Source organism: Pseudomonas sp. F-14 TE3623, from assembly GCF_053629015.1.
In genome coordinates this window covers 5433868-5446993 of record NZ_JBRJHM010000001.1, presented here as the reverse complement: position 1 = coordinate 5446993, position 13126 = coordinate 5433868, and the positions used below count along the sequence as shown (strand labels likewise).

Annotated in this window: 2 protein-coding genes (1 of these 2 cut by a window edge); both read left to right on the top strand. The window is 62.2% G+C overall.

The window, feature by feature from the left end; all coding sequences use genetic code 11:
• Positions 1-9899, top strand: the 3' portion of a protein-coding gene (locus AB7M29_RS25385) for a non-ribosomal peptide synthase/polyketide synthase (RefSeq protein ID WP_454248260.1). The gene continues 3643 nt to the left of window position 1, outside the view; only the last 9899 of its 13542 coding nucleotides appear in the window; its start codon lies off the left edge, out of view; its stop codon occupies positions 9897-9899.
• Complete coding sequence (locus AB7M29_RS25380; RefSeq protein WP_454248259.1) at positions 9896-13126, top strand: non-ribosomal peptide synthetase; 3231 nt, start codon at positions 9896-9898, stop codon at positions 13124-13126. The genes AB7M29_RS25385 and AB7M29_RS25380 overlap by 4 nt, the downstream gene beginning before the upstream one ends.

The following is a 13126-nucleotide window of genomic DNA, read 5'->3' as shown; positions in this document are numbered from 1 at the left end:
ATGTGCTCGACGGTTCGTTAGTGCGCTTCGTCCTGCTGCAGGTTGGCGAACAGGATCACGTGCTGGTGCTGACCCTGCACCACATCGTCTCCGACGCCTGGTCGTTGCAGGTGATGATTGATGATCTGATGGGCCTGTACTCGGCGATCAGCCAAGGCCGGCCGGCCGAACTGCCAGCGTTGCCGGTGCAGTATGCCGACTACGCGGTCTGGCAGCGTCAATGGATGGCCGCCGGTGAACGGGATCGGCAATTGACGTACTGGACCGAAAAGCTGGGCAGCGAACAGCCGCTGCTGGAGTTGCCACTGGATCATCCGCGTCCGGCGCAGCAAAGTTTCCGTGGCGCGCGTCTGCCGATCACCCTCGACGAATCCCTGAGCAATGAGCTGAAGGCATTGGCCCGGCGCGAAAACGTCACCCTGTTCATGCTGTTGCTCGGTTCGTTCCAGACCTTGTTGCATCGCTACAGTGGCCAGGCCGACATCCGCGTCGGGGTGCCCATTGCCAACCGCAACCGGCTGGAAACCGAGCGTCTGATCGGCTTCTTCGTCAACACTCAGGTGCTGCGCGCCGAGTTCGACGGCCAGATGACGGGCGCTCAATTGCTGCAACAGGTGAAGCAGACGGCCATGGCGGCGCAGATGCATCAGGACTTGCCGTTCGAGCAGTTGGTCGATGCCTTGCAACCGCAACGTAACCTGAGCCACAGCCCGCTGTTCCAGGCGATGTTCAACCACCGCAGTGAAGCGGCGTCAACGCTGGCCGAATCCTTGCCGGGCATCGATCTGGAAAACCTCAGCTGGGAGCACCGCACCGCGCAGTTCGACCTGACCCTGGACACCAGTGATAACCCACAAGGCCTGCACGCCTCGCTGACCTACGCCACCGATGTGTTCGAGCCATCGACCATCAAGCGCATGGGTCGGCACTGGCTGAATCTGCTGCGGGGCCTGGTCGAGGACATCAACCGGCCGGTCGGGCAATTGGCAGTGCTTGATGACCAGGAGCGGCAACTGACGGTTGTCGACTGGAACGCCACCGCTGTCGACTACCCGTTGAGCCGCAGCGTGCATGACCTGATCGAAGAACAGGTCGGTAAAACCCCGAATGCGTGTGCGCTGGTGTTTGCTGAACAACATTTGAGCTACGCGGAGCTCAATGGCCGAGCCAATCAACTGGCTCACGTGCTGATTGAGCAGGGCGTCGGCCCGGATGTGCTAGTGGGCATCGCGGTCGAGCGGTCGGTGGAAATGGTCGTGGGCTTGTTGGCGATCCTCAAGGCGGGCGGTGCTTATTTGCCGTTGGACCCGGAGTACCCGCAGGAACGCCTGGCCTACATGTTTGAAGACAGCGGCATTCAGCTGTTGCTGACCCAGAGCCACTTGCTTGAGCAATTGCCGATCCCGGCAGGCATTCGCAGCCTGGTGCTGGATCAGGACGGCGATTGGCTGGAAGGGCGCAGCGATTCCAACCCAAGCGTCGACCTTGAAGGTGAAAACCTCGCTTACGTGATCTACACCTCGGGCTCCACCGGCAAACCGAAAGGGGCGGGCAACCGTCATTCAGCGCTGGTCAATCGCCTGTGCTGGATGCAACAGGCCTATCGACTCGACGCCACGGACAGCGTGCTGCAAAAGACCCCGTTCAGCTTCGATGTCTCTGTCTGGGAATTCTTCTGGCCGCTGTTGACCGGCTCGACACTGGTAGTGGCCGCGCCGGGTATTCATCGTGATCCGGCGCAGTTGATTGAACTGATCACCGCACAACGCATCACCACGCTGCACTTCGTGCCGTCGATGTTGCAGGCGTTCCTGCAAGACCCTTCGGTGGGCGAGTGCACCAGCCTGACCCGGATCGTGTGCAGTGGCGAAGCCCTGCAAGTGGATGCGCAGCAGCAAGTGTTTGCCAAGCTGCCCAATGCCGGGCTGTACAACCTCTACGGCCCGACCGAAGCAGCCATCGACGTCACGCACTGGACGTGCATCGAGGAAGGTCGCGACAGCGTGCCGATCGGCCAGCCGATCGCCAACCTGGGCACTTACATTCTCGATCACGAGTTGTCGCCGGTACCGGTGGGTGTGATCGGTGAGTTGTACTTGGGCGGCGAAGGCCTGGCCCGGGGTTATCACCGCCGTGCAGCACTGACCGCCGAGCGGTTTGTCACCAGTGCCTTCGGCGACGGCCAGCGTCTGTACCGCACCGGTGACCTGGCGCGTTATCGTGCCGACGGGGTGATCGAGTACGCCGGGCGCATGGACCATCAGGTGAAAATCCGTGGCCTGCGCATCGAATTGGGCGAGATCGAAGCGCGCCTGGCCGAACACGACGAAGTCCGTGAAACGGTGGTCATCGCCCAGGACGGCACGCTGTTGGTGGCGTATGTGGTGCCGGCCCGCGACGCACTGCTGCATGCCGATGATGACGTTCGCAACGCCGTGCAGCGCAGCCTCAAGGAATACTTGAGCCAGACCTTGCCGGATTACATGGTCCCGCAGCATTGGCTGTGGCTGGAGAAAATGCCGGTCAGCCCCAACGGCAAACTGGAACGCAAGGCGTTGCCAAAGGCTGACACGACCACCAGCAGCAAGGCTTACGCCGCACCGACCACTGCCACCGAACAGGCGTTGGTGGAGATCTGGCAAAGCGTGCTGGGTCGGCCGCAGGTGGGTATCAGCGACAACTTCTTCGAGCTGGGTGGCGATTCGATCATCTCGATTCAAGTGGTCAGCCGGGCGCGTCAGGCAGGGATCCATTTCAGCCCCAAAGATTTGTTCCTGCACCAGAACGTGCAAAGCCTCGCGGCGGTGGCGACTGTCGGCGACAGCGGGTTGAGCATCGACCAGGGCCCGGTCACCGGCGACACGCCATTGCTGCCATTTCAGCAGTTGTTCTTTGAGCGCGAGATGGCCGAGCCGCACCACTGGAACCAGTCGGTGCTGCTCAACTCCGCCAAACCGTTGCATGCCCAACACCTGGAGCGTGCGTTGCAGGCACTGATCACGCATCACGACGCGTTGCGTCTGGCCTTCATCCGTCAGGGCAACCGCTGGACCGCGCAGCATCGTTCGCTGGCTGAGCAACAGGTGCTCTGGCAACAGTCGCCTTTGCTGTGGACCGCCGAGATCGCCGATCCGGCGGCGCTCGAGCAGTTGGGTGAGCAGGCCCAGCGCAGCCTCGAACTTGCGAGCGGCAATCTGCTGCGCGCCGTGCTGGCGAACATGGCCGATGGCAGCCAGCGTCTGTTGCTGGTGATCCACCATCTGGTCGTCGACGGCGTGTCCTGGCGCATTCTGCTCGAAGACCTGCAACAGGCTTACGAGCAGTTGCAGGCCGGCGAAGCGCTCAAATTGCAGGCCAAGACCAGCGCCACCCAGGCCTGGGCGCGGCGCTTGCAACAACATGCCGACAGTGCGGTGATGCAGGCTCAGCTGACGTTCTGGCAAGGGCAATTGCAGGATTCGCGCAATGACTTGCCTTGCGATCGACCACAGGGCGAGTTGCACAATCGTCACGCCTTGCATGTGCAGACCCGTCTGGACAAAGAGCAGACCCGACAGCTGTTGCAGGAGGCGCCGGCGGCCTATCGCACACAGGTTAACGATCTGTTGCTGACGGCGCTGGCGCGGGTGATCGCTGACTGGACGGGCGATGCATCGGCCTTGATCCAGCTCGAGGGCCATGGTCGCGAAGCGTTGTTCGAAGAACTCGACTTGAGCCGCAGCGTAGGCTGGTTCACCAGTCTGTTCCCGGTCAGGCTGACCCCGGCGGCGACTGCGCAGGACTCGATCAAGGCGATCAAAGAGCAACTGCGGGCGATCCCCGATAAAGGCCTGGGCTTTGGCGCGCTGCGCTATCTGGGCAATGACAGCACCCGGCAGGCGCTGCAAGCCTTGCCCGTGCCGCGCATTACCTTCAACTACCTGGGCCAGTTCGATGCCGGGTTTGGCGACGAGGCGGGCGCACTGTTCACCCCGGCCAGCGAATCGGCGGGCGCGCAGCAAAGTCCGCTGGCGTCTCTGGACAATTGGCTGACCCTCAATGGTCGGGTGTATGGCGGCGAATTGAGTATCGGCTGGACATTCAGCGGGCAGATGTTCGATCAGTCGACCATTGCGCGGTTGGCGGATGCTTATGCGCGGGAACTGGGGATCTTGATCGAGCACTGCTGTCAGGCTCGGCACCAGGGGTTGACACCGTCGGACTTCCCGCTGGCCGGGTTGACGCAAATCCAGCTCGATTCGTTGCCCGTGGCGCCACGCCAGGTCGAAGACATTTACCCGTTGTCACCGATGCAGCAAGGCATGTTGTTCCACACCCTCTACGAGCAGCAGGCCGGCGATTACATCAATCAGCTGTGCGTGGACGTCGAAGGTTTGCAGGTCGAGCGTTTCCGCGACGCTTGGCAAGCGGCACTGGATGCGCACGATGTGCTGCGTAGCAGTTTTGTCTGGGACGGCGAATTGCAGCGGCCACAGCAAGTGATCCACAAGCGCTTGCCAGTGCCGTTCACCTTCCATGACTGGCGTGGGCAGAACGACCTGCCCCAGGCGCTCGAGGCACTGGCTCATGCACAACGGCAACAGGGCTTCGACCTGCATGAGCCAGTGCCTCTGCTGCGCCTGGTGGTGGTACAAGTCGCCGCCGAACGCTTTCAGCTGATTTACACCAGCCACCACATTCTGATGGATGGCTGGAGCAACTCACAGCTGCTGGGCGAAGTGCTGCAACGCTACAGCGGCCAGGCACCGGCGATCGCGGCGGGTCGTTATCGGGATTACATCCAGTGGTTGGGGCAACAGGACGCGCAGGTCGCCGAGCACTTCTGGAAGGACCAACTGGCGAACTACGAAGCACCGACCCGTCTGGCCGATGCGCTCGTTTACCGTGGCAACCAGGCTGGCATCGATACGCAGGGTGAGCATTTCCTGATCCTGGACGCCGCTGTCACCGATGACCTCAACACCTTTGCCCGGGGACAGAAAGTCACCGTCAACACGCTGGTTCAGGCCGCCTGGCTGCTGTTGTTGCAGCGCTACACCGGGCAGGACACCGTCAGTTTCGGCGCCACGGTTTCTGGTCGTCCGGCGCAGCTGAGTGGGGTAGAACAGCAGATCGGTCTGTTCATCAACACCTTGCCGGTCATCGCCAGCCCCCGTGCCGAACAACCGTTGGCGCAGTGGTTGCAGCAGGTGCAGGCGCAGAATCTGTTATTGCGTGAGCAGGAACATACGCCGCTGTTCGACATTCAGCGCTGGGCCGGGCAGGGCGGTGAAGCCCTGTTCGACAACATTCTGGTGTTCGAGAACTACCCGATCGCCGAGGCCCTGCAACAGGGCGCGCCGCAAGATCTGCGCTTCGGCGAGGTGGCCAGGCATGAGCAAACCAACTACCCGTTGACGCTGGCGGTGAGCCTGGACAGCCGATTGACGGTGCATTTCAGCTATCAGCACAGCCGTTTTGCCGCGGCCACCGTGGCGACACTGGCCGCCCAGTTGCAGCACCTGTTGATCCATATGAGCGCCAGCGCCGAGCGTTGTCTCGGCGAGTTGGCGTTGCTGGACGAAGCCGAACAGCAATGGGTACTGCGCGACTGGAACCGCACCGAAGCCTGTGGCGTCGAGGATCTGTGCATTCAGCAGATGATCGAACGTCAGGTCGCCCTCCAGCCGCAAGCGTTGGCCGTGACCTTCGGCAATCGGCAACTGACTTACGCTGACATCGATGCGCGGGCCAATCGTCTGGCCCACAAGCTGATCGAATGCGGTGTCGGCCCGGAAGTCCGTGTTGGCGTGGCGATGCAGCGTTCCGACAATTTGCTGGTGGCGCTGCTGGCGGTGCTCAAGGCCGGTGGCGCCTATGTGCCGCTGGACCCGGATTATCCGGCCGATCGCGTGGCCTACATGCTTGAGGACAGCCGTGCCCTGGTGCTGCTGACCGAACAGGCGGTGGCGACGACGCTGGCCACAGGCGCTGATACTCAGGTGCTGCTGCTCGATCAGCTCGAAGCGCCACTGGCGGCTTATCCGCACCACGCGCCGGTGACCGCGGTGACGCCGGACAACCTGGCCTACGTGATCTACACCTCCGGTTCCACCGGCAAGCCCAAAGGCGTGGCGATTACCCATCGCAATGTGCTGGCGCTAATGGACTGGTCGCGATCGGTGTACAGCCGCGACGACATTCAAGGGGTATTGGCCTCGACGTCGGTGTGCTTCGACCTGTCGGTGTGGGAGCTGTTTGTCACCCTGGCCAACGGCGGTTCGCTGATCATCGCCCGCAATGCGCTGGAACTGCCGCACTTGCCGGCGCGGGAGCAGGTGCGCCTGATCAACACCGTGCCGTCGGCCATTGCCGCTTTGCAGGACGCCGGGCAGATTCCGTCAGGCGTGCGCATCATCAACCTCGCCGGTGAGCCACTGAAGCAGAGTCTGGTGGAGACGTTGTACCAACAGGCGAGCATCGAAAATGTCTACGACCTGTATGGCCCGTCGGAAGACACCACCTACTCCACCTGGAGTCGCCGCGAAGCCGGCGGCACGGCGAACATCGGTCGGCCGCTCAAAGGCACCGCCAGCTACCTGCTGGGGGCCGATCTGCAACCGGCGCCGCTGGGCGCATCGGCCGAGTTGTACCTGGCCGGTGCCGGCATCACCCGCGGTTACCTGGGGCGCCCGGCGATGACCGCCGAGAAGTTCGTGCCGAACCCGTTTGCCAGCAACGGCGAACGCTTGTACCGCACCGGTGACCTGGCCCGCTATCAGGCCGACGGCACATTGCAATACGCCGGGCGTATCGACCATCAAGTGAAAGTGCGTGGCTTCCGTATCGAGCTAGGCGAGATCGAAACCCGTCTGCTTCAGGCGCCGAGCGTGCGGCAGGCGCTGGTCGTGGCGCATCCGGGCGCGTTGGGCCAGCAGTTGGTCGCCTACGTAGTGTTCGATGACCCGGCGCTGGCGCTTGGCGAGGCCTCGGCACAGGCCGTACTGCGCGAAGAACTCAAAGCACGACTTAAGGCTCATCTCAAGGAAAGCCTGCCGGATTACATGGTGCCGGCGCATGTGCTGTTCCTCGAAAGCCTGCCACTGACGCCCAATGGCAAGATCGATCGCAAGGCGTTGCCGAGCATTGATGTCAGCGCATCGTCTCGGGACTTTGTCGCACCGGTCGGCGAACTCGAAGAACAGATTGCGACGGTCTGGCAGAACGTGCTGGAACTCGAGCGGGTCGGTCGCGAGGATCACTTCTTCGAGTTGGGCGGGCATTCCCTGCTGGCGACTCAGGCGGTTTCACGGTTGCGCAAACTTTCGGCGCATCCGCTGAGCTTGCGTGACCTGTTCAACCATCCGCGCCTCAAGGATCTGGCGATCTGGATGCGCCAGCAGCAGGACGCGCCAGCGACGGGCACGGGCGCTGGTTCTGTGGCGCTCAAGGCCCATGGCGCCAAGAACAGCGCACCGTTGTCGTTGGTGCAACGCCGTCTGTGGATCGCCGAGCAGTTGTCCGGGGGCACGTCGACCTACGGCATGCCGATGGCCCTGCGCTTGCGCGGCGAGCTGTCGGTCGAGCGACTGTTGAGTAGCTTTGCAGAGGTGGTGCGCCGCCACGAAGTGCTGCGCACCGCCTATACACAGGACGACGAGGGCGACCCGATTGCGCTGATCGCCGAGCATGTCGAGCTGGACTTCCCGGTGATCGACCTGTCCGGTCTGTCGCGCAGTGCTCAGGAAGAACAGGTGGCGCAAGCGGCACTGGATAACGCGCGTACACCGATCGACCTGGAACAGGCACCGCTGTTGCGTGGGCGAATCCTGCACCTGGGGCCGACCGAACATGTGTTGCTGTACGCCATGCACCACATCATTTCCGATGGTTGGTCGATGGGGGTTTTGATTAATGAATTGGTGCAAATTTACGACAGCTACGACCGTGCCGAGGACGGCGATCTGACGCCACTGCCGGCGCTGGAGGTGCAGTATTCCGACTTCGCACTCTGGCAGCAGGCGCTTGAGCAGCAAGGGATTCTGGGACAGCAGGCCGAGTACTGGAAAGACCGGCTCACCGGTTACAGCGGGCAGTTGACGTTGCCACTGGATAACCCGCGCGGCCTGACGCCGTCCTATGAGGGTGACGCGGTGCAGTTCCGGCTTACCACCGGTTTGAGCCGCGCACTGCGCAAGCTATCCATGGACGCAGGCGTCACGTTGTACAGCACGCTGCTGGCATCGTTCCAGGTGCTGCTGCACCAGGTCAGTGGTGGTGCCGATGTGCTGGTCGGCGCCGATGTCGCCGGGCGTGAGCAGCCGGAGCTTGAGCGGCTGATCGGTTTCTTCGTCAACGTGCTGCCGCTGCGTTCGCGGTTCGAGGCCGGCGCCGTGTTCTCTAACTTCCTCGCGCAGACCCAGGAAACCCTGCTCAGCGCCCTGGAGCATCAGGACCTGCCGTTCGACATGATCGTTGACGCCTCGGGCGTGCCGCGACACAAGGGTATGAACCCGTTGGTGCAGGTGTTGTTCGTGATGAACAACCTGCCGGGACGCGTCCAGGCCATGGGCGGTTTGAGCGTGGAAGCGCTGCCGGCGCTCGAGACCCATTCTAAATTCGACATGGCATTGTTCGTTGACGATGAAGAAGGGCAATTGCTGGGTACTTGGCAATTCGCCACAACCTTGTTCGGACATGAGCGCATTCAGTACCTTGTCAAGGCCTGGATAGCCCTGTTGGAACAGATCGTCGCTGATCAGGACATTCAATTGGGAGCTCTCAGTATGCCTGTCGACAACCGCGCGGTGGCTGCTATGCCCGCCACCGCCCCGGGACCCAAGGCCGACAAACTCGGCAAATTCCTCAAGCGTTCCGCGACTCCGGTCGCCAAAGTCCGGCCGTCGCCGCTGCGTGAATCCCTGCTGGTTGCGCCGCAGCGGTTTCCGTTGCTGGTGGAGCCGAACGAGCCGCACCTGGACGTGATCGAGTGGATCAACCACAACCGGCCATTGATCGAACAGAAACTGGCCGAGCACGCCGGCATTCTGTTCCGCGGCTTCGAACTGGACGGTATTCAGGGCTTTGAAGCCTTTGCCGAAGCGATCCAGCCGGGGCTCTATGGCCAGTATGGCGACCTGCCGAAAAAGGAGGGCGGCAAGAACACCTACCGCTCCACGCCGTACCCGGAACGCAAGATGATCCTGTTCCACAACGAGAGTTCGCATCAGGATCGCTGGCCGCGCAAGCAGATGTTCTATTGCGAGCAGGCGGCGCCCGTGGGCGGTGCGACGCCGGTGGTCGATTGCCGGTTGATGTACGAAAAACTGCCGGCGGACCTGCGTGAAAAGTTCGAAAACAAGGGCTTGCTCTACGTACGCACGTTCACCGACAAGCTCGACGTGTCCTGGCAGCACTTCTTCAAGACCGAAGATCGCGCCGAGGTCGAGGCCCGTTGCCGTGCCGGTGGTATCGAATGGCGCTGGCTCGACAACGATGAGTTGCAAACCCGTACTCCGGGGCCGGCGATCATCCGTCACCCGATCACCGGCGAGAAGTCGTTCTTCAATCAGGTGCAGTTGCACCACATCTATTGGCTGGAGCCGGATGTGCGTGAAGACCTGCTGTCGATGTTCGGCCTGGAGCGGATGCCGCGTCATGTCTATTACGGCGATGGCTCGCCGATCGAAGACGAGGTGATGCAGCGCATCGGTGAGTTGTACGAGGAATGTGCGGTGCGTTTCGACTGGCAAAAAGGCGATGCGATCCTGCTGGACAACATGCTTGTGGCTCACGCCCGCGACCCGTTCGAAGGCCCGCGCAAGATCGTCGTCGCCATGGGCGACATGTTCGACCGCAGTGCCCTTGAAAGCGCACAGACCGCCCAAGGCGCCATGAACACCGAGGAAACCGGAGCATGAACGAGGTATCGATGGACGCGCAGGACCTGGGTTTCGCCCTGACTCCCGAGCAGCAAGGATTGCTCGAGCAACTGCCCAAGGCCCCGGCCTGCAGTGATGCGCTGCATTTGCTGGAAGTGGACATTACCGGTGCGCTTGACCCGCAGCGTCTGCAAGCGGCGCTGGATGCGCTGTTGGCGCAGCAACCGATGCTGGTGCCGCGCCTGGCCAAGGCGCCGGGCTTCCATGGTCTGCGCCAGTTCGCCGGGGGGGCCGGGCGCTTCCCGTTGACGGTGCAGACACGCCTGGAAACGGCGGTCGAAATCCACGCTCAACTCGCCGAATGGGCGGCACGATCGTTTGTCGTCGGTGAGTCGGAGAGCGCTCAGGCGATGCTCTATCACCAGGCGGACAATCACTGGACCCTGGTGCTCGGCGTTGCCCGGCACTGCATCGATGAAAGCGGCTTGCGGCTGATTTATCAGCAACTGTTGCGGGCGTATGAGCAGGGGCTGGCCGAGGCTGATGACGAGACCGGGGAATTCACCCAGTACCTGGAATGGCGCAGCGAAGTGGTGCTCGACGAGGATGCGGCCAGTGCCCGGACTTACTGGCAGCAGCACCTCCAAGGCGCGGATGTCGACCTGTCCACCCCATGGCTGGGCTACCGGGCCGCAACCGCCGAGACATCGTCCGCGACAGCGCTGTTGACGACCACGCTCGAGCCCACGCTGCATAACGCGCTGCAGCAGTTGGCAGGCTCGCTGGCGCAACCGCTGAGCGTCGTGATGCAAGCCGCCTGGTGGTTGCTGTTGGGGCGTCTGGGCGGGAACGAACAGATACTGGTCGGGGTGCGGCACGACAGTCGCGACGACTACGAGTATTTCTGCGACGCCGTGGGCGTTTTCGAGAAAACCCTGCCGCTGCATTTGTCGATGGCGGCACGTACTTCGTTCAGCGCCTGGGTCGGTGAACTGGCGGCGCGCCTGGATGAGCACCGCACCTGGCAGGAATACTGGTCACCGGAACTTGCATCCGCAGCGGCCAGACCGGCCTATGGTTTCGCGGTCTGGCGTGCACCGCAGCCCCAGACTTCAAGCACGCTGCAGTGGACACCCGTGCAGCGTCCCGTTGCTCGGGAAACTCAATTTGAACTGATGCTACAACTCGAACCGGGCGAATCGGGCCGCCTGCATCTTCATTACGCCACGCAGCGTTATTCGCTGATGGCTGTCGAAGGGCTGATGACGCAGTTCAGCGTATTGCTGGCGAGCATCGTGGCCAATCCTCAAGCCGAGCCGGGGCAACTGGCATTGCTGGGGGCCGCCGAGCAACAACGCTTGCTGGCAATCAACCCGCCACCTCGGCCGCTGGTGGATGGCCGATACTTGCCACAGCGCATTGCCGATTGGGCGCATGCCACACCGGACACTGTCGCACTGACCGACGCGCAGCAACACCTGAGCTACGGGCAATTGCAGGCCAATGTCGACGTGTTGGCCAAGGCTTTGAAAGCCCAGGGCCTGGCCCGAGGTTCGATCGTCGCGTTGGCGTTGCCGCGCTCGGCCGATCTGGTGGTGGCGATGCTGGCGGCCTGGCGTGTCGGTGCGGCGTATCTGCCGCTGGACCCGCAATGGCCGATGGCGCGTCAGGCGTTGATGCTGGAGCAGGCCGGGGCCGCTTTGCTGCTGGTGGATGCCGCGCAGATTGATCAGTGGCACGGTCATTCGTTGAGCGTCTGCACGCTGAATCAATTGCACCAATTGGCGGACCTGTCGGCACCGGCCATCGAGCCCGATACACAGGGCAGCGATGCGGCCTATGTGCTGTTCACTTCAGGCTCCACCGGTGTGCCCAAAGGCGTGGTAATCGAGCATCGACAATTGCTCAATTACACGGTCCATGCCAGTCAGGCCCTGGGGCTGGATCAGTGCAAACACGTTGGCTTCACCTCCACCGTGGCGGCGGACCTGGGTAACACCGCATTGTTTGGCGCCTTGTTCAACGGTGCGACGTTGCATGTGGCCAGTGACGAGCAGATGCAGGACGGCCGGTTGTTCGCCGACTACCTGAAACAGCAGGCTATCGATTGCCTGAAGATCGTTCCGTCGCACCTTGCCGCGCTGCTCGACAGCGACAGTCCGCTACTGCCGTCTACGCTGATTCTCGGTGGCGAACCGATCGCCCCAACGCTGCTTGAGCGTATCGCTCAGTTGCGCAGCGATTGCCGGGTGTTCAACCACTACGGCCCGACGGAGGCGACGGTGGGTGTGCTGATCCATCCGCTGGTGCTGGACGGTGGAATTCAAGAGACTGCCGCCCTCGGCCAGGTGCTGGGTAACAATCAGGTGTATGTCCTTGACGACCATCTGCGACTGGCCCCGGTCGGGATGTTGGGCGAATTGTACCTGGGGGGCGCGCAATTATGCCGTGGTTACATCAATGCCGAGGCCGATGGGCAAGCGTTCATTCAGAGCCCGTTCAATCCTCAGGAACGTCTGTATCGCACCGGAGATCTGGCGCGCTATCGTCCAGATTTTGCGATTCAGTTGCACGGTCGGCGCGACCAGCAAATCAAGGTGCGTGGGTTCCGTATCGAACTGGCGGAGATCGAGGCCCAATTGCTGAGCCTGCCTCAGGTCGCTGAAGCACTGGTGTTGCCAGGCGCTACAGCTGAACAGGGGATGCAGGCATTCGTCGTGCCTCAGCAGCCACCTTCGCCGGCCTTGCTTGAGGTCGTTCGCAGCGAACTGGCCCAGCGCCTGCCCGCCGTGATGCTGCCGCAGCACGTGCAGTTCATCGAACGTTTTCCACGGCTGGCCAATGGCAAGATCGACCGCAAGACGTTGCAGCAACTCAGCGCAAGCCTGGCTGACGAAGAATGTCTGGCGCCACGGGATGCGCTCGAGCAATTGCTCGCGGCACGCATGGCGCAGCTGCTGGGTGTTGAGCGTTTGGGCATTGATCGGGATTTCTTCGCCGCCGGTGGCCATTCGTTGTTGGTGATCAAACTGGTGGCCGGTATTCGCAAGTTGTTGCAGTGCGAAATCCATCCCGGTGTGGTGTTTGATCATCCGACCGTGGCGGGTTTGGCATTGGTGTTGCGATCTCGGGAAAGCAGCCCCGGTCAACTGGAGAAACTGGCCCGGACGCGGTTGCGCCTGGACAGCATGAGCCCGGAAGAAAAAGCCTTGTTGACGGAAAAAGCCCGGCAACTGCAAAACGCCAAGGCTGCACAGAACAGCTGA

Coding starts and splice junctions, on each gene's coding strand:
- AB7M29_RS25380 (WP_454248259.1), top strand. CDS start 9,896: ATGAACGAGGTATCGATGGACGCGCAGGACCTGGGTTTCGCCCTGACT.